This is a genomic window from Rhodococcus sp. KBS0724, assembly GCF_005938745.2.
Taxonomy (GTDB): Bacteria; Actinomycetota; Actinomycetes; order Mycobacteriales; family Mycobacteriaceae; genus Rhodococcus_F.
This window is the reverse complement of record NZ_VCBX02000001.1, coordinates 3,524,395-3,542,702: the sequence shown is the minus strand read 5'-3', so window position 1 is coordinate 3,542,702 and position 18,308 is coordinate 3,524,395. Positions and strand designations below refer to the sequence as shown.

At 60.4% G+C, this 18,308-nt stretch carries 20 protein-coding genes; 14 read left to right on the top strand and 6 right to left on the bottom strand.

Annotated elements, in window-relative coordinates; genetic code table 11:
* The first annotated feature begins 148 nt into the window (after positions 1–148).
* The 8 genes from FFI94_RS16325 to FFI94_RS16290 all read left to right on the top strand — a co-directional run bounded on the left by FFI94_RS16325 (position 149) and on the right by FFI94_RS16290 (position 7,970).
* The gene (locus FFI94_RS16325; RefSeq protein ID WP_138868766.1) at positions 149–1,525 is read left to right on the top strand and encodes a rhodanese-like domain-containing protein; all 1,377 of its coding nucleotides are present in this window, start codon (positions 149–151) and stop codon (positions 1,523–1,525) included.
* A 287-nt stretch (positions 1,526–1,812) separates the two neighbouring features.
* Positions 1,813–3,966: an MMPL family transporter gene (locus tag FFI94_RS16320; protein ID WP_138868765.1), complete on the top strand. Its 2,154-nt coding sequence runs from the start codon at positions 1,813–1,815 to the stop codon at positions 3,964–3,966.
* 110 nt (positions 3,967–4,076) lie between these two features.
* A complete protein-coding gene (locus FFI94_RS16315) occupies positions 4,077–4,346 on the top strand; it encodes a metal-sensitive transcriptional regulator (RefSeq protein ID WP_138868764.1) in 270 nt (89 codons plus the stop codon).
* Between the two features lie 74 nt (positions 4,347–4,420).
* Positions 4,421–4,648, top strand: coding sequence for a DUF2892 domain-containing protein (locus FFI94_RS34275; RefSeq protein ID WP_138868763.1), 228 nt, complete (start codon positions 4,421–4,423; stop codon positions 4,646–4,648).
* A gap of 110 nt (positions 4,649–4,758) precedes the next feature.
* Positions 4,759–5,538, top strand: a complete 780-nt coding sequence (locus FFI94_RS16305; RefSeq protein ID WP_138868762.1) for a sulfite exporter TauE/SafE family protein — start codon at positions 4,759–4,761, stop codon at positions 5,536–5,538.
* A gap of 857 nt (positions 5,539–6,395) precedes the next feature.
* Positions 6,396–6,650 carry a hypothetical protein gene (locus FFI94_RS16300; RefSeq protein ID WP_138868761.1) on the top strand — a complete coding sequence of 85 codons (255 nt, stop codon included), beginning with the start codon at positions 6,396–6,398 and terminating at the stop codon, positions 6,648–6,650.
* Positions 6,651–7,084: 434 nt separating this feature from the next.
* Positions 7,085–7,387 carry a cyclic-phosphate processing receiver domain-containing protein gene (locus tag FFI94_RS34625; protein ID WP_313905573.1) on the top strand — a complete coding sequence of 101 codons (303 nt, stop codon included), beginning with the start codon at positions 7,085–7,087 and terminating at the stop codon, positions 7,385–7,387.
* Positions 7,388–7,790: 403 nt separating this feature from the next.
* Positions 7,791–7,970, top strand: coding sequence for a hypothetical protein (locus tag FFI94_RS16290; RefSeq protein WP_138868760.1), 180 nt, complete (start codon positions 7,791–7,793; stop codon positions 7,968–7,970).
* Between the two features lie 1,186 nt (positions 7,971–9,156).
* Here FFI94_RS16290 and FFI94_RS16285 read toward each other — a convergent pair.
* The 4 genes from FFI94_RS16285 to FFI94_RS16270 form a co-directional block, all read right to left on the bottom strand.
* Positions 9,157–9,282 (bottom strand): hypothetical protein, encoded by a 126-nt coding sequence (locus FFI94_RS16285; RefSeq protein ID WP_397495566.1) that lies wholly within the window; start codon positions 9,280–9,282, stop codon positions 9,157–9,159.
* 5 nt (positions 9,283–9,287) lie between these two features.
* The gene (locus tag FFI94_RS16280; RefSeq protein ID WP_138868758.1) at positions 9,288–9,545 is read right to left on the bottom strand and encodes a hypothetical protein; all 258 of its coding nucleotides are present in this window, start codon (positions 9,543–9,545) and stop codon (positions 9,288–9,290) included.
* An 803-nt stretch (positions 9,546–10,348) separates the two neighbouring features.
* Positions 10,349–11,293 carry a 3-carboxyethylcatechol 2,3-dioxygenase gene (locus FFI94_RS16275; RefSeq protein WP_138868757.1) on the bottom strand — a complete coding sequence of 315 codons (945 nt, stop codon included), beginning with the start codon at positions 11,291–11,293 and terminating at the stop codon, positions 10,349–10,351.
* Complete coding sequence (locus FFI94_RS16270; protein WP_260684161.1) at positions 11,290–12,117, bottom strand: alpha/beta fold hydrolase; 828 nt, start codon at positions 12,115–12,117, stop codon at positions 11,290–11,292. The genes FFI94_RS16275 and FFI94_RS16270 overlap by 4 nt, the downstream gene beginning before the upstream one ends.
* Positions 12,118–12,171: 54 nt before the next feature.
* On the opposite strand from FFI94_RS16270, the gene FFI94_RS16265 reads away from it, so the two are divergent.
* The 5 genes from FFI94_RS16265 to FFI94_RS16245 all read left to right on the top strand — a co-directional run bounded on the left by FFI94_RS16265 (position 12,172) and on the right by FFI94_RS16245 (position 14,221).
* Entirely contained in the window at positions 12,172–12,570 is a 399-nt protein-coding gene (locus tag FFI94_RS16265; RefSeq protein ID WP_260684160.1) for a hypothetical protein, read from the top strand.
* A gap of 72 nt (positions 12,571–12,642) precedes the next feature.
* Positions 12,643–12,876 carry an HTH domain-containing protein gene (locus FFI94_RS16260; RefSeq protein WP_138868755.1) on the top strand — a complete coding sequence of 78 codons (234 nt, stop codon included), beginning with the start codon at positions 12,643–12,645 and terminating at the stop codon, positions 12,874–12,876.
* 4 nt (positions 12,877–12,880) lie between these two features.
* Positions 12,881–13,423: a Clp protease N-terminal domain-containing protein gene (locus FFI94_RS16255; protein ID WP_138868754.1), complete on the top strand. Its 543-nt coding sequence runs from the start codon at positions 12,881–12,883 to the stop codon at positions 13,421–13,423.
* An 87-nt stretch (positions 13,424–13,510) separates the two neighbouring features.
* On the top strand, positions 13,511–13,834 hold the full coding sequence (locus FFI94_RS16250; protein WP_138868753.1) for a hypothetical protein: 324 nt from the start codon (positions 13,511–13,513) through the stop codon (positions 13,832–13,834).
* A gap of 21 nt (positions 13,835–13,855) precedes the next feature.
* Positions 13,856–14,221, top strand: a complete 366-nt coding sequence (locus FFI94_RS16245) for a hypothetical protein (RefSeq protein ID WP_138868752.1) — start codon at positions 13,856–13,858, stop codon at positions 14,219–14,221.
* Between the two features lie 445 nt (positions 14,222–14,666).
* Here the strand turns inward: FFI94_RS16245 and FFI94_RS16240 are convergent, their stop codons facing one another.
* Positions 14,667–15,053, bottom strand: a complete 387-nt coding sequence (locus tag FFI94_RS16240; RefSeq protein WP_138868751.1) for a VOC family protein — start codon at positions 15,051–15,053, stop codon at positions 14,667–14,669.
* Between the two features lie 63 nt (positions 15,054–15,116).
* Between FFI94_RS16240 and FFI94_RS16235 the strand changes: the two genes are divergently transcribed.
* On the top strand, positions 15,117–16,103 hold the full coding sequence (locus FFI94_RS16235) for a YafY family protein (protein WP_138868750.1): 987 nt from the start codon (positions 15,117–15,119) through the stop codon (positions 16,101–16,103).
* A 191-nt stretch (positions 16,104–16,294) separates the two neighbouring features.
* Here FFI94_RS16235 and FFI94_RS16230 read toward each other — a convergent pair whose 3' ends face one another.
* A complete protein-coding gene (locus FFI94_RS16230; protein WP_138868749.1) occupies positions 16,295–17,899 on the bottom strand; it encodes an MFS transporter in 1,605 nt (534 codons plus the stop codon).
* Positions 17,900–18,308: the final 409 nt, after the last annotated feature.

Here is an 18,308-nt window from a genome sequence, read left to right as displayed (position 1 = left end):
CTTCGCTTGCCTGGCGTCTGAAAGAGGTCGCCCCCGCTTCTGCCAGCTCGTATCGCCGCGGCTATATACCCCCGGGGGTACTTGACATACCCCCGGGGGTATATGTCATCCTGGATGCATCCCATTACGGCGCAAGAAAGGTTGTCTGATGATCCTGGAGCAGTACTACATCGAGTGCCTGTCACACGCGTCGTATCTGATCGGCGATGAGAAGGCCGGCCGCGCCATCGTGGTCGACCCCCGTCGCGACATCGCCGAATATCTCGCGGATGCAGCCCGATACGGCCTGACCATTGAAGGGGTCGTCAACACGCACTTTCACGCGGACTTCGTCTCCGGCCACCTCGAGTTGCTCGAGGCGACCGGCGCGTGGATCGGTTTCGGCCATGCCGCCGACACCGACTACCCGATCCGCCGACTGCGCCATGGCGAACACCTGACACTGGGGGAGGTGGACATCGAGATCCTCTCCACTCCCGGCCACACGTGGGAGTCGATCAGCCTGCTGGTGCGCGAGAATCGAGATGCAACCCCGTCCGCTGTGCTGACCGGGGATTCGCTATTCATCGGCGATGTCGGACGCCCGGACCTGGCGAATCTCGGCGACGGCACCAGTACCGACCTGGCTCGGGCGATGTACCGCACCGTCCACCAGACACTGCTGGCGTTGCCCGATTCGGTGACCGTGATGCCGGCCCACGGGGCGGGATCGTCCTGCGGTAAGAACCTCTCCGCCGAGTTGACCTCCACGATCGGCGAGCAGCGCCGCACGAACCCGTCGGTGCAGTCGATGACTGAAGATGCCTTCGTTGCTCTTGTTACTGACGGTCAGCCTGCGGTGCCGGGGTACTTTTCCGTCGATGTGGCCCTGAACAAATCGAATCATGCTCTCCTCGAACAAGATCGGCGCATCGCCGAGCTGACACCGGAGGAACTCCGGACAGAAATGGCCAACGGAACTCGTATTCTCGACGCCCGCACCCCCGACGATTTCGCTGCTGGGCATCTGCGCGGCTCGATCAATGTCGGATTCGACGGCAGGTTCGCCGAAACCGGCGGCATGGTCGCCGATATCGGGGAGCGCATCGTACTCATCACCAATCCGGGTGAGGAACAGGATGCGGCAATGCGGTTGGCGCGCATCGGATCCGACAACGCCATCGGATACCTCACCGTCGACGCCGATGGTATCTTCCCGGGCGCGCTCACCGGCCTTGTCCGCACTGCGCCGCGTACTGCTGTGGTCGAACTGGAGGAGCTCCTGGATTCGGGCGCGGTCACGTTGATCGACATCCGTAACCCCGGCGAGCGCGACTTCGGTGTCATCGACGGTGCACGCTCGATTCCCCTCGCACAGTTGCGTTCCCAGATCGCGGACCTGCCACGTAGCAAGCCGATCGTCGTGCACTGCGCCGGCGGCCGGCGCTCGTCCGTCGCCGCATCACTGTTGCGGGCCGAGGGCATCGAGAACGCCAGCGACCTGGTCGGCGGATACACGGCCTGGGTCGAGCGATCTTCCGAATAGCGTCTATTCACAAAAACTCTCGTGTCCATATGTGGCACAACGTCTGACAAGGAGATACCAGATGTGTTACCCCACGACATGTTCTTCCTGCTCCAAGACCACCTGGGCAGGATCGGCCAGCACTCCGATCAGGTCATGGCAGGTGTCCCGAAAGCGCGGCGCTGCACCTGCACCCCTGCTCCTGACTCGGGGTCCGGGTTCTTCCGATCCCTTTTCGGCCGCTGACCGGCGCACCGGATACTGCTGCGCACGCCCCTCCCATTCACCGCATCTTCAGGAGTTAACCAATGACCGGCAAATCTACTGTCGAGGAAGGTCTTACGTCGGCCTCTCGATCTTCCGGCGGAGCGCTCGGGCGTATGGGCGCGGCCATGGCAGGCAATGCGAAATGGGTGTTCGGCGTCTGGCTGATCGTCCTCGTAGCCCTCGGCGCCGCCGCACCATCGGTGTTCAGCTCACTCGCGGGCGCCGGATGGCAAGCCAACGGGTCGGAATCGGTCCAGGTCCGCGAACTGGCACAGGAACACTTCGGCGGTAACTCCTCCGCCGCGGTCCAGGTCGTGGTCCATTCCGGCGACCACACCGTCGACAGTCCCGAAGTGCAGCAAACGCTCACTGCGGTCGCGGATGTCTTCGCCGGGGACACCCGTTTCGGTGCCATCATCGCACCGCAACCGGGAATGTCCATCAGCCCGGACGGGCACACCGGAATTCTCATCGCGGGCGCGAACGCGTCCACCGACGAGATGGTCAAGGCAGTGGACGATCTCAAGGGGGAGTTGACCGCTCTGTCCGGAGACGGCATCGAGGTCTACCCGACCGGCGCTTCGGCACTGTGGAGTGATTTCAACAAAGCCAACCACGACGCGATGATTCAGGCCGAACTGTTCTCCTGGCCGGTCACCCTCGCGATCATGGTGCTCGCGTTCGGGTCCCTCGTCGCCGCAGGGCTCCCGTTGCTGTTGACCCTGGCCGGACTCGTCGCCTCGGCAGGTGGCCTGGTCCTACTCAACCAGGTCACTCCGATCTCGGTGTGGGCGATGAACTTCGCGATGATGTTCGCTCTCGCCCTCGGTATCGACTACGCCTTATTCATCGTCGCCCGCTTCCGCGACGCGATCGCGCACGCCTCCTCCAAACAGGCCGCAGTGGCGGAAACCATGGACACGGCGGGCAAAGCCGTTGTCCTGTCCGGTATCACAGTGCTGGTCAGTTTGTCGGCCGTGCTTCTCGTTCCGGCCCCTGCGGTGCGGACGATGGCGATCGGCATCATGCTCGCCGTCTTCTTCGTTCTGCTGGCCTCGATGACGCTTCTTCCGGCGACTCTGGGCGCGCTGGGTGGCAAAGTCAACACCGGCTCATTGCCCTACGCCAAGCGGCAAACGCATCGTTCTCCGCGGTTCGCAGCCTGGGGTGAGCTGTTGCATCGTCACCCGTGGCCGTTCGCTATCGGTTCTGTCCTGGTGCTGATCGCGTTGTCGATCCCGGTCCTCGGTCTCAAGGTTGCGATGCCTTCCATTGAAGTCGTCCCCGCCGACGCCCCAGTCCGCCAAGGCTACGAACTCGTTCAAGCTCAGATGGGGGAGGGTGCGCCGGGGATGCTGCAGATCATCGCTCCCGCCGCCGAAGCCTCGCAGACAGCGCAGGCCGCCGCCGCGGCCGAAGATATCGCCATGGTGACGCCGCCGCAACCAGCCCCGGACGGTAGTGACTATGTGATGCTGCAGGCCATGCCGACCGTCGACCCGTCCGACGCACAGATGGCGGCAATCCTCGACACCTTGCGTGCGGACCTCCCCTCTGGCGCACTGGTAGGCGGCGCGCCGGCGGAGAACCTCGACTTGCAGCAAGCGCTGAACGACTACTTCCCGTTGATCGTCGGCATCATTCTGGTGCTCGGGTTCGTGTTGCTGCTAGTGGCACTGCAAGCTCCTTTGATCGCTATCCTCGGAACCGTCGTCAGCCTGCTTTCCACGGCGGCCGCATTCGGTGTTGCGAAGTTGATCTTCCAGGACGGGCACGGTGCGTCATTGCTCGGTTTCACCCCGCAAGGCTTCCTGGACGGCTGGGGGCCGGTGTTCTTCTTCGCGATGATCTTCGCGATCGCCATGGACTACACGGTGTTCCTGCTTGCCACGGCGAAAGAGCACTACGAACGATCCGGGGACCCGAAGGTCGCACACATCGCCGGCTTGGCACATTCCGGACGGGTGATCTTCGCCGCAGCCGCGGTGATGGTGGCTGTATTCTTCACCTTCGCGCTCGCTGACCCACTGCCCCCGAAGGAGATGGGCATCATTCTCGGTGTCGCAGTCCTACTCGACGCGATCCTTATCCGGCTCATCCTTTTGCCGGTGTTATTGCGGTTGACCGGACATGCCGCGTGGTGGTCCCCAGCCTGGCTACGAAAAGTACTACCTGCCATCAACTTCTCCCACTGATCAAACGTCACTGCGGTTCGGTCGGTGTGTGACGAATAGATCGGCCGAACCGACCATATACCCCCCGGGGGTATATTGAAATTACAGATGCTACTTCGGAAGGAAACTCCATGGTCGGCGACGATGTCAGCATCGCGTTGGTACTCAACCGGCTCCGCCGCGCCCAGGGCCAACTCGCGGGCGTGATCTCGATGATCGAACAGGGCCGCGACTGCAAGGACGTCGTCACCCAAATCGCCGCGGTCTCAAGGGCGCTGGATCGGGCCGGATTCAAGATCGTCGCCACCGGCCTACGTGAATGCATGACTGGCGACACCGAGAACGGCAAGGAACCGATGACCGAAGCCGAACTCGAAAAGCTCTTCCTCGCGCTCGCCTGAATCCACGACGAGGACCGCGGCGAGGGTGCACCGACACGCTCCGAGGAACAACGAACGAAAGGAAGACGCAGATCGTGACAGCTTCCCCTCCACGCCAGGGCTGGACCATCGAACGGATCGTTCCCATGCTGGGTGGACTGGTCGTCCTGATCAGTGTGGCCCTGATTCTTACCTTCTCCATCTGGTGGCTCATTCTCACCACGTTCGTCGCCGCGAATCTCCTGCTCTACAGCGCAGTCGGTTGGTGTCCGATGAGCCTGATCCTCCACCGCTCCGGCATTGCACGACTCGGTGCCGGCTAACTGATCCACGACCCCCCATGAATCAAGGACGTAGAGCATCACGCAACGCGCACTCGCGATCTTGATGAAACGGGAAGATACCGACCTCCAATAGATGGAAAGGGATACCGATGACTGTCGCAATTGCACTCGCGGCCGGTACCGTCATCGGTATCCTGCTCGGACTCCTCGGCGGCGGCGGATCTATTCTCGCCGTACCGGTCCTGATATTCGCCCTCGGCCTCGACATCGATCAGGCAATCCCGATCTCGCTGATCGTCGTCGGCGCTGCATCAGCTGTCGGCGCAGTCCCCAAAATTCGCGCACACCTCGTGCAGTGGCGACTGGCGGCAGTATTCGCAGTTGCTGGTATCCCCGCAACCTTTCTCGGCACTGCTCTAGGGAGACTTCTCCCACAGGCGGTCGTGATGACAGGGTTCGCTATCGTCATGATCGTTGCCGGTGTCCGTATGCTCGCTGACCACGGCGATACCGGGACCGCCTGCAGCTTAGGGGATTCCGGCATCAATTGGCGGCATTGCGCACCGCGTGCGATCCCTGCCGGCTTGGTGGTTGGCGTGCTCACGGGGCTCTTCGGTGTCGGTGGTGGATTCCTCATCATTCCCGCGCTTGTCCTGATGCTGGGAATCGATATGCAGATCGCGATCGGAACCTCGCTTCTTGTTATCGTCGCGAACTCCGCTGCTGGCCTGATCTCACATCTCGGTAGCGGAGTCACCATCGATCCGGCCATGACGCTCGCCTTTTCCGGTGCTGCAGTCCTTGCATCCTTGTTCACTGGACGACTCTCCAGCCGAATCGATGCTGGAAGACTTCAGCATTGGTTCGCCTACCTGGTGTTCGTCATAGCTGTCTATGTTTTGTTCGACACTTTGTTTTTAAGCCGGTAATGCTGTGACACATGAGAGGATCACGCGGCGAATTGGGGCAAAGGCGGCGCCGGCGGGTGGCGCTGGCGCTACGTTGTTGTCGGCGGGCCAGGGCAGCCAACCCATACAGAACAGGAATCGCAGGGGAAACGCGGTCAGGCCGGTTGCCCACAGTCCTAACCTGCCACTGCCCGTATGTGTTTCGGTCGAACTGTCACGGCCTGGGGTGTGTCGCAGTCGGGCCTGCTCGGACCGCAAGGCAGACCGGATGATGCCGGCACCGATCTTGGGGGTACACCCACGAAGATGAATACGCCCCAGAGGAACTGTGCCCAGGAAAAGTCGAAATCGACATCCATGGCTGGAGTATGCACCTGTACGACACCCGTAGATGGCAAGGACGTGTCCGCGAACAGCGCGTGGCGGCCGGTCATGGAACGGGGATCGATCGTCGCGAGCCTCGGGGATTGCACTGGCACCTGAGGCAAGAGCGCCGCGGAGTTTCAGCCAGGGGAGAACGAAGAGCAGAGCACGAAGCAACCACGTCGGACGTGCCGGACATACATCTTGTTACGTGCGGTTCGGTGGAGAGTGCTCGCAGTACGGCCTGTCTCGGAATCGGTCGTTGCTGACACACTCGCCGATGAGACACTCGGAACCTGCGCCGGCCTGCCGGGACGAGCGAGCTGAAACGGCTCGGAGAGCGGTCAAGATGGTGCCGGCGCAAAATTGCCTGTGACTCTCGGAATTGTTTGGCAGGTTTTTCGCAGAATTGTTCGTGCATGAAGTGCTCAATAAACTCGGTCGGCCCCTGCGAGCAACCTTGTGATCAAACACAGAAAAATGGACACGGACGGCGAGGGAATAGCGTGTTTTACATGACGCAGTGGACGTTCGTGAACACCGATCACCATCAGTTTGTCGTAGGAGCGCGGGACGCCGACACCCTCGCCGTGAAGCAGTCGGGTGCTCTGCTTGAAGTGGGGAGCGGCTTCGCGATCGTATTGACCGGCACCGCATATGGACCGGTGGAGGTCGAACTCACTGTGCTCGCAGCAGAACCGGACACGAGTGAGATAACGGAGTGGGAGGTTGTCGAAAAAGCTCTGCTGCGCATTGAGTCATCCGCGTAGATCATAAGACTGGACGGCGAACAGGTCGAGGGGTTCCCGGTAGTTCCTGCCGCCGGTCGATACCGTATCCGCGCCATGCCCGTGGCCGAGATAGTGCCTGGGACAGACAGTGCCCGCCCTGTATTCATGCTGCATCGCGGTCGCATTGCCTGCGAACGCGTCGTGGGTGAGGCCGTGAGAAAGTCCATTGAAATATCTACGCCTGCGAGGTATTTTCACCGGCGAGGTTTCCCATGGGGCAGGGTTTGTTTGCGCGTTCAACTAAACGCCTGAGCGAGGATTCACCCCCGATTTCACCCGCCCAAAGTTGCTTCTGAACAGGCAAATTACTTAGGTCCCTGCCTCTGTCAGACCAAAGGTTCGCCAACTTGAGGGCTGACAGCACTTGCGACTCGCCCTACGTAGGTTCTGGACTTCCACCCCCGTTTCGGGAGATGGTTAGCAATGCGACCAATCACAGGCTCGGCTACATAATGAACCTCTGGGTTGATAACTTGCGGAAACCACCAGATGGGTGGACGTGGGCAAAGACCAGTTCAGGCGCTATCGACGCACTCTGTTTCGGCATGGTGGAACGGCTCTCCCTCACCTACGACCTAGGTGGAAGAGACACCACATCTACCGTCGTTTTTTGGATGCTCGAAAATAGGCTGTGGCCACGGGAGATTCGCATTCACAGTGATAATCCGGCAGGTGTCGAATGGCTGACCAGAATGATCGATCGGTACCGCAGGTAGCCGCCCAGAATTTGCCCGGACAGCGATGGTGAGGTTACCGCTAACGTGACTGGGTCTTCCACTAGCGTTTCGGCATGACTGATCGCGTACTACTCTCGGCAACGGTTCGGTTTCTCCTCGACAGTCGGCGCACAACGCAGTTCGGCGCTTGATTCTCTCTGGTCGGCGTGGCTGATTGCGCGACCTGCCCATACTGCAGTTAACGTGCCCACGATGATCCCGATAGCGATAATTCCGACAATCCACCACATAGCTGGAAGTGTGCCACAAGGTCGCCGAGGGTGGGGACGTAGGTCCTGGGGCTCGCGCTTGATTTCACTCGCCCAGAATTGCTTCACCTAGTAAATCCATGCCTGGGCTGTGAGATTTGCATTCATTCCCAGCCCAGACGAACGTGTGCAGCATGACTCAACACCATGAATGCGCCGTCAAGAACTGCACCGCAACTGCGACAAGAAGGCTCGGAGGCGACGCAAAAGGCGTCCGCCAGCTTGGACAAGTCGAACCGCCGGAAGCCTCGGTGGAGATATGGCTGTGCGACGACCACGAATTGAGCGACGCGGGATGGGAGTGGATTTCCTGATCGGCCCGAACGATCGCGATCAGGTTGCCCTTCCGCTCTTGCTCGCCCAGGCGGTCGGGAAGAGCTCACCGGCGCAAGCGTGTGAATGCGGTGCGCCGGTGAGCCATACGCACCGGGCCGCACAACGGCGAGTTGGAGGGCGGTGCGCAGTTCAACGAGGCCTACCTCCGGGAGGTGCGAGCCGGAAGGCAGGCCAAGCGTGACGGTTTCCTCGCGCCCGTGTTACCGACACGTCAGTCCTGTATCCGATCGGATCGGATCCGAAACCTCAGACTGACCACTCGCTTGAAATCCGGACAGATGGGGGAGATGATTCGCAGACCGCGGCGGTCGAGATTCGCATGAGGGGGTCTCGAATCCTTGCGGTTGAGATCCCTGCCAGTTGAAAACGCAGCCGGCAGGGATCGTTGCTCAGGGGTACGTCCGATTCGGGTGTACTTCGCGTAATACGAACGACGCCCCCGCTCCGATTTATGGAGCGGGGGTCTTTGTCGACAGCGATTCGTATTTCAGGGCGGCCCGGAATTGATCAGGTTGGGCGCGGTTTCCCGTCAGAGTCCCAACGTCATAGCGACTATCAAGAAGTGCGACGATGACGGGAATTGCACCCGGTTTCCTCATCTGGGATATAGGTCGAGCTGTGAGGACCCACGGCGAATTGCTCATTGGTGGGATGCTGAGCGATCGTCCAGGTCTCGTTTCGATCACGGTCAATTGGGTACGTAATCCTTAGGCTGCGATGGCCGAGGCAAGCATGCACCTCGTAACCGTCCGGTTCAGGCTCTTGCCGGTTGAGCACACAGCCCACAGGAGCCGTTGTCGTTCAAGACTTCTTCCACGTCGGGGGACTTCGCCAGGATGAACGATGCCCCCACTCCCATCGCTGGGAGTGGGGGCCTTTGTCGTCATCCGCGTTGAGCACACAACGTGGAGACCCCCTATCTGTGCGGCGAAACTTCGTCCAGTATCGCCACGACAGTTATGTAGCCGACGGGATCGAAATCGAAACCTGTCCGATAGTGCGTGCAGTGAGGAACCCACGGGTCAATAACTATCAACCCCAACGTGCCGAGGGGGCCCACCCGGCTTATGTCACTGCAGGCCGGGTGGGTCCTTCGCGCCCTCCCACAGGTACGGCGCAAGAAAAGTGGTTCTGGCCCACTTTCCGTGATCGTTTTTGAAAGTGTCAGTTGCTGAGGAGTATTCGTTTGCGGAGGAGGTCGAATCCGGCGCGGCCGTACATTTGTCGTTTGAGCATCTTGATCCGATTGACATGCCCTTCGACGGCGCCGGAACTGTATGGCAAAGTCAGTCCATTCAGGACCGCAGCGTGGTCGGTGTCGAGCCCTCGAACGACGCGATGCAGCTGCGAGGGAGATCATCCGTCGAGATGGCAGACATCCACGAGTTCAATTGTTCACCAAGGCGTCCGGTGAGTATCTCCGCGAACGAGTTGACATGTCCTGCGGTGGCCTTCGAGGTGTGGGCCGCTGGCGAGAACCTGCCCCCGTCTGACTGGTCGTCGTCGGTGAGGTTGTCGGGATGCCGCAGCATCCAGGAGGTGATCCGCCGCACTTTCAGCACCCTCGGTGTGGACTGTGGAGCTGCCCCTATTCTGCGAAACGGGCGAAGGTAATCGCGGACAGAGCTATAACTGCCGCGATACCCCAATGCTCGACGTTCTTCGTAAAGTACAGCAGCGGAGGTGCATCCGTCGTTGAAATGCTCGTGCGGGTGGACGGTGAACTCGTCCAACATTGTGGGTCGGCCGGCCCGTGGCGCCCCAACAATTCATCGACACTGCTTGCGTAGTAGAAACTGCGGACGGTCTCCGGTGCCAGTCTGAGTTGCCGGACGCCCCTTCAGCTAATTGGTGCACAGCACTGGACTAAGCCCCGTCCACGGGTGGCTCGCCGGTGCGATTAAAGGCCGTCGTTGAGTACTCGCTTGACGATAGGGTCGGCAACCTTGCGGTCGACCGCTAGCGATCCTTCACGAAACTGTCGTCACCAACTGAACTCGCGGCTAGCCGACGCAAAAAAGAAGCATGAGATCGTAGAAGAACATCATAGTGATCCGGTGCGAACAGCATCACGAGGTCGGGGCTAAGTCATCGACGAATTTGCGGGTATGAGCAAGGACCCGCGATGAAGTAGAACGGGGTGTTCGCCAATTGGATCCACCCTGGCGTGCAACAGAATCGTATGCACCGGATCAGTCGGTAATCGCACCGATGGGGTCTCAGATCACGCTACTCCGGAGCAGTTTCATTAGCCGCAGGCCCGGCGGTCGAACGCTTCATCTGGAAACTCTTCCGCTCCGTGTACTTTCCACCATGGCACAGTGTTTCAGGTAGGATGGTCTTTGCGGCCGGGTGTTTAGATATCCCGCAGAATCGCGGTCGTGACGGCAAAGCCGGAGATGTATTCCTTGATCGGCCGGTAGAACTCGTAGGCGATCTCGTATTCACCGCAGGCCCGTAGGGCGGAGTAGGCAGCCACCCAGTTGCGCACCTCATGCGAGGAGTGCCCGGCTACCGCATCCATGTCGTCTGCGGTGTAGCGATCAAAGTCCTCGATCCGCCCGGACGCGCACACGTCGAGAAATCCTCTGTCCCACTCCGGATTCAGATCCATGATGTCGGCCTCGTCCGCCGCGAACTTGACGGCCGTGTCGATGACTCGCTGTTGCCTGGCCGCGCGCGCCTGCGGCGTCGGATTCCGGCCGTCGGTCAGCATCTTGCGCTGAGCCTCGTCGGCGGTGGCGATCTGCGGAACCGGCGGTTCATGTGACAGCCCACCGGAACCGATGAACAGCACCTTCTTGTCGGAATTCTTGAAATACGCGCCGACGGCCTCGCCGAACTTACGCACGCGGGCAACCTTCACGAACGGCCTGGCCACCGAATTGACGAAGACTGGGATCAGCGGTTTGGACGCTACGTCGCCGTAGATGATCTCCATCGGTTGCACCGCACCGTGATCGACCTCCATCTGACGTGAAATCGCAAGGTCGAGCCCCTGATCCATCACGAACTGCGCCAAGTCCTCGGCCATAGCTTCCGGCACGTTCAGTTCACCGGCAAACGAGTCGTAATCGCCACTGCCCTTTGCCTTGTAGCCGATGCAGAACGGCGGCATCAGATCGTAGAAGAATCCGTTGTAGTGATCGGGTCCGAAGTTCACGATCACATCGGGATCAAAATTGTGAACAAATGCGCGGGCCTGGTCGAACGCTGCTTCCACCGATGCTTTGACATCGGCCGGCGGGTCGAGGTGGTGCAACAGTGGGCTGTGCGACATGCACAGCAAAGCCTGCTTCATGACCGGCTCACACCCCGAGCGGAAAGATACTGCGTGATAACGGTATTGAACTCTTCTGCCCGCTCGACCTGTGACCAGTGGCCACACTGGCTGAAGATATGCACATCGGCATTCGGGATGACGTTGAGTAACTCCCACGTACGCGACACCGGAATCACCACGTCCTGGACACCGTGGATCAGCAGAACCGGAACATCCAAACGAGAGAGCACATCGAAATCGAGCGGTAGCTCGGTGCGGTCACGATCGCGGGCTGCGACCACCTCGGCGAGGCGATCCGAGGCCGTATCGTTGAGCGCAGATTGGTAGCGCAGGGACACCAATTCATCAGTGACAAGCGACTTGTCGACAACAAAGAGTTCGAGGGTCTTGCGAATGCCGGCTTCAGTCAGGTTCGGGTTGGAGTGACCGGCCAGCGCGCCCGTCAACTTTGCGCCGCCCGTGCCCATCGAGACGATCCCCAGAAGGCGTTCCGGGAAATCGATGGCAAACTGGAATGCAAGCCAACCGCCGAGGGAGTTTCCGACAATCCACGTCTTCTCGATGCCGAGGGCGTCGAGAACGCGCACCGCGTGGCGAACCCATTCCTTGATTCCGTACTCGGTGTTCGGAGCAACAACGCTCTGCCCGTAGCCGATGGAATCGATTGCGATGCAACGCCCCTGCTCACTGAGAACCGGAAGATTGAGCCACCAGTTGGCGGCGGCGGTGACGCCGGTGCCCGAACCGTGCAGGAACAGGATCGGGGTACCTTCGCCCAGTTCGTGGTAGTGGGTGAGTTCACCGTCTGCGGTCTCGATCCACTTGTCTTCGAGAAGCGTCAAAAGGAGTCGCCATAGCAGCTGCCGCAGTTGCGTTTGTCCTCGCCGGTCCGTACTTTGCGCTCACTAATCGAGGCCAGGAGCAGCAAGGATCACGGACCGCGGGCCGTATCGGACGCGGGCCGCGTGATGATGGATGTCGCGGCGCAGCGCCTGTGTGACGGCGACTGCCTGGCGATTTTTCCCGAGGGAACCTGCAATACCGAGGATCCCCGGACACTGCAGCACGTCAACAGCGGAATCGGCCACATCGTTTCGCGCGCAGAGAAATTGGGATGCTCGCCTGCACTCCTGTCGGTCGGGATCAGCTACGGGCCGGATGCGGGTCAGGTCAAGAGCGCCCGGGTTTTCATCGGCACTCGGGTAGTCGGCCTCGGTGGGAAGCCGATGAACATTGCCCGCGTCGTACAAGGCGAACTGCAGCGTGCGGTGGATGACGCCGCGGCGAGTTACTGATCGTCACTTGCCTTTCATTCGAATGTGTCAACTCTGGTTGACACCCGTATTTTGTCAACCTATATTGACAACATGACCGAAGCGACCTCACTCGCCACCGCCGCAAGCAGTCCTGATCCAGCCGAGGGCTTGCGAGCCGTTCGGGCGCTGCGACGACTGCTCGAACGACTCGAAACCATTCAAGTTGCCAACGCGCGCAAGCAGGGATGGTCCTGGCAAGCAATTGCCGAGACCCTCGAGGTGAGCCGCCAGGCCGTCCACAAGAAACACGCAAGCGTAGAGTCGCTACGAGGAAAAGGCAGGTAGGGGCATGTTCGAGAGGTTTACTGCAGACGCCCGAGCGATTGTCGTCGACGCGGTCGGGCGTGCCGATCAGGTGACTCCCCGAGAATTACTGACAGCAATTCTGACCACCGATCGAGGCATCGCCACCGCGACCCTGCGCGAGTGCGGTGTCGCCGCTGAATCGCTGCACAGCCAGGCTCCGACGAACGATCTTGATCAAGACGCCGAGGTGCTGGCGTCGATAGGCATCGACGTGGCCGCAATTCGGGAGAGCCTCGAGCAAGCGTTCGGGAAGGGGGCCCTCGACGAGCCTGCCGTACCTGCCGGGATCGGTTCGCGTCGTAGCAGATTCGCCTTCCCGCGCTCGCGACTCGACAAGGACGCGAAGAAGGTTCTCGAACTGTCACTGCGGGAAGCGATTGCCCACGAGAGTCGCGAGATCGGTGCCGAGCACATACTCCTCGGCATCCTGCGTGTCGCCGACGGTCCCACGCGCACGGCACTCGAAGCGCAGGTCAACATCCCCGAGATTCGTAGCCGGCTGGAATCGGCGATGCGAGCAGCGTAGAACCGCGCTATGACGGTGGTTGCCAGCATTCAGACATGACATTTCTGGCACGTCTCATAGTCAACGGAACAGCTATCTGGCTCGGGCTTGCCGCTGGCCGTGGTGACGATAGCCTTGGTGTTTGTGCTGTTGCCGACGCCGACGGAGGGCGCCTTCGACCGGGCCCGGGGTGGGATGGAGGAGCTAAACGCGATGCAACACAACCTCACGCCACATACCGGCCGAAGTACTGTGATCGACGGGCTTGAGTTCCACGTCTATATCAGAGAGGACAACTGCGTGTATTTCGCCGACCTTGAGCAGAGCGTCGTACTCAATGCCGGGTGGATATACACGGCGAACTGCAGTCTGAACCCGGACCAGCTCCGTCGTTATAAGCCCGTCGCCGACAACTGGTACGCATTTCCGTAAGGAATGGTCCAGGTTCACATCGTGCAGACACTCAATGCGTCGGTCGGCTGGTACATGTCCACGCAACAGGCTGACATCGATCCGGCATTGCTGAGTGCTTCCTGCGGGCGCAGCTTCGAGATCGGCACCGAATACATCGTTTTCACCGAAACTCAGGGCGCACCGTGGTCGGTGAACAGTTGCTCGGGAACAACCCAATCGACCAGCGACCGAACCCGCGATGCCGCCATAGCCGTCTACGGATGGACACGAACACCCGATCCGCAGATGAGCGTCGGTATCGACGACGCCGGCAAGTCGGTGTGGTGGGCGATTGACGGTATTGGCGGAGCGATCGCGCTCGTGATTGGTCTGATTCTCTGGGGGATGCGACTGCCGAAACACTGACCCTAGTTTCTGATGGCGAGCATCTGAAGCCGCTGCCCACAACGGACCCTGACCAACGGTGTCCTCCGTCTCCTAGGTGCGGAGGACAACGCCGATTCCAGGACTGTCTCAGCTTTCGGTGCCTAAATAACGAAAGGTTCCAAGTATCCACCGCGACCAACCCCCACGAGAGGCAGCCTCGATTCGTGGACTTGTCTCACCGATCAATGCCTCAGAACCGAATGATGCTGGGACACGGAATTTCGATAGGCGGTATCGATCAATCCAGGGTGTGTCAGTGTCAGAAGTCGACTGCACTGATTCAGAGGTGGTCTGCACTCACTCGCTCGATCGGTGTGCGCTCCTCGTGAGGGCTCGGCGAATGCCTCACAAGGACATTCGCCGAGCGGTGGAATCAGCGGACTACGCAACGCTGGCCGCTGTAAGTGTCACTATGCGCGACCGCTCAACCGTTGAACGAGAGACAGAAGGGGTGCCCGGCTGGGTCGAGCAGAACCCTCCAATGGGTAATGTCGGGTTGAAACGAGGGCAGCTCAGCTCCTAGAGAAAGCACGTAGCTCTGTGCAGCATCGAGATCGTCGACACCGAGTTCGATGTGTGCCTGTTTTCCTTCCGTAGGGTCCGGCCAGGTGGGTCTGCGGTAGTCGGCGACGCGAACGAAACCGAGGCCAGATTCGCCGCCACGTCCCAGCAGGATGAAGTCGTCGCTCGAAAAGAGGACCGGAAGCCCGAGCATCGAGCTGTAGAAATGCGACAGGACGGCGGGATCGGGGCAGTCGAAGTCGACGGACAGGAACCTGATTTGCGGTGGTGGTGCCACTTTTTCGGTCATGGGCGTAACCATAGAATCCGATGAGGACAGTTTCTGTCCTGGTTGTCCGGGAAGATGGTTGTTGTGATCAGTTCCTCTGCCCGCCTGCTTGACCTGCTCGCTTTGTTGTCCTCCGGTGTGCAATGGACGTCCACTGAGTTGGCGAACCGGATGAATGTCGATGCACGGACCATTCGTCGCGACGTCGGACGGTTACGGGACCTCGGTTACGTCGTGGAATCGGATCCAGGGCCGTGGGGCGGGTATCGGCTCGGGTCCGGCGGACAGCAAGTTCCTCCTCTCGTGCTCGATGACGAAGAGGCGCTGGCGGTGGCGGTGTCACTGCGGGAAGCGGCTGGAACAGGTGTGTTGGGCGGTGATCAGGCTGTGCTGTCCGCGTTGTTCAAACTGCGTCGGGTGTTACCTGTGCGTGTGGCTGACCGGCTGCGTTTCATGGATACCGTGATTGTTCATTCGTCCGAAGCCGTCGAGCAGCAGATCGATCCGGATATCCTTCTACGGCTGGCAACGGCATGTCGCCGATTCGAGCGGCTTGTGCTGTCGTACCGGAGTCACGACGGGGTTCACTCTGTTCGAGAAGTGGACGCCTATCGCCTTGTTCGGCGGAACCGCCGTTGGTACTTAGTGGCCAAAGACGTTGCGAAGGGCGTGTGGCGCACCTTTCGCGCGGATCGTGTGCTCGATACCCGCACGACAGGTAGCCGGACTGAACCGCTGGACGCGCTGGACGCGCCGGACGCGGAAGCGTTTGTGGCAGAGGGAATATCCAGCGTTGTGTACCCGATATACACAACGGTGCGTTTACCTCTGCCGGTCGAGCGCGCGCAGGAAGTGGTCCCGCCGACGATCGGAACTTATACCAGTGAAGGATCTGATTCTACGATCGTTGTGATAGGGGGAAACGACACCGATATGCTCGTCACTTACCTGTTGGGTCTGGGAGTAGCTCTGGAAGTGCTCTCCCCGCGCGATGTTCGCGAGTCACTGCTCGGGCGGATGCGTGACCTGATCGCAGTGAACACCCGACAGAACGAAGCGGGCACCGCATGACGCATGACGCAGCCCTATCCGTACTCCGCCGAGAGTCGCGGCGGCCGACCTGTAGTGCTGAATTCGATAGCAGGACTGGGGGACTGCACCCACTTCAGTGGGGGGAGTCCCGATTGTTGGACACGATGGCTTCGGTTGGAACACCCGATCAATTACCCGACGTGAGGTTCAGCAGTCAGACAGGCAACGACTCAGTGCGCATCCGGTTCGTTGTCGGTGACCGTTGACGGGGTTTCCGGGATCCGGATCATCCGGAACGAATTGAACACCCCGACGAGGCCGGCGAGGAGGGGAATGAGCAGCGCGACTTGAAGTGCGAGAGGTCTTGTGTCGGTGTTGATGCGGATGATCTCGTTCTGAATCTCCGGAGGCTGGTTGACGAGTAGTTGTTCGAGCTGGGTGTTGCTCATGACTTCGGCGTCGTTCTCGAGGACTTGCGCCACCTGCTGCTGCTCTGGCTGGGGGAGCACGGTGCTCGACCCAGCCATGGTGGTGAAAGTGATCGAGAGTGTCGCCAACATGATGGCGCCGGCGAATGCCAACCCGAATGACAATCCGAAGGACCCGGCCGCAGAATTGACGCCGGCAGCTTCGCTGATCCGCTGCTCCTCGATCGGGGCAAGTGTGTAGTTGTTGAGCTGAGAGACCAACAATCCCAACCCTGATCCCGCGATCAGCAAGGGGAGTATCAGAGCCCAGCCGAACTCTGCCCGTGGCACGATCGGGATCAGCGCTACGATTCCGATCGTGAGCAGTACGAATCCCCACCTGATGATTTTGCTCGGGCGCCGGTCACCTGCCTTCTTTGCCGCAAGTAAGGCCACTGCGAACATACTCAGGGAGAGCGGCGCGAGAGACAAGCCTGCCTGCATTGCGTTGTACTCGAGCACCATTTGCAGGTAGATCGGCAGCGCGATCATCGTGCCCCCCAGGGCGATCTGTTGGAGCATCTGTCCGGAGGTGCCCAGCCGGAAGATCTTGGAGCGGAACAATTCCGGATCCAGCAGTGTCGGCCGTCCTCGATGTTTGCGCCGCACGAGCCAGTACGCCAACCCTGCCAGTGCAATCGCCCCGATCGCCAGCAGCGCACCAACGGCTTCACCGCCTTCCTGCCAGACCAGGATTCCCAACACGATCCCGCCCATACCCAGCACGGACAGGACCGCACCCACCAGATCGACGCCCGTAGGGCCCGTGTACGGCACATCGCGAACTAGTTTGATGCCGGAGAGAACGATCGCGATGACGACGACCTCGAGCACGAAACCGACGCGCCACGAGAGATAGGTGGTGATGAATCCTCCGAGTAGCGGTCCGACAGCGGCGGCAATCGCTGCCGCTGCACCGACCAAGGCGTAGACCTTCTTCTGCTCTGCTCCTTCGAAGTTGCCGTGGATGAGGGATTGCATTGCGGGCAGCAGGAGGGAGGCGCCGATTCCTCCTAGCACGGCCCAGAAGATGACGATCGCGGTCAGGGACTGCGCGAATGCCATTGCCGAGGCACCGATTGCATAGCCGAGAAGGCCCAGCACGTACGCGCGTTTGCGTCCGATGAGATCGCCGACCTTGCCGCCGATCAAAATGAATGCCGCGGATACCAGTGCTTCGAGTGCGATCGCCGCCTGGACGCCGCTGACTGTCGTGTCGAGGTCGCGGACCACGGACGAGATCGAGACATTCATCAGTGATGTGTCGACGACGAGAACGAACATCGCCATCGCGAGCAGGAGTGCGAGCAGGCGTGGAGGACCGACTGCTTGCTCGGCGGTATTGTCGGTCGTTGGTTCTTCAGTCATGACGGATCTGCTGCCTCCGTAGATAAGGCGCTCTCCCGGACGTGTGGTTCACCTCGTGACGGGCCCAGCCTGCTCTCGTCACCAGATGCACGCTGCACGGGGGTTTCGCGGGCAGTGAGTCGGTCGGTCCGTAGCGTCACGTCCACCTCCCGGTCGCGCACCCGTCCTGTCAAGGGGCTCTGGGCGGAAATGTGTTAGGAGTGGACAGGTTTCGAGCACGATTTCCATCCCGCAGCACGAGTTTCTCATGTGTGGTGCGCCCCATCTTGATTTTCGAGACTCTGATTTTGTGTTGAGGCCAGGTGCAGGTGTGTTCGAACGACTGAACACGAACCGAGATCACCCCGGGTCGCGACATGGAATCGCGAGGTCATCTGAGCCGCAACCGTGTCCACCTCAGCCGTACTCG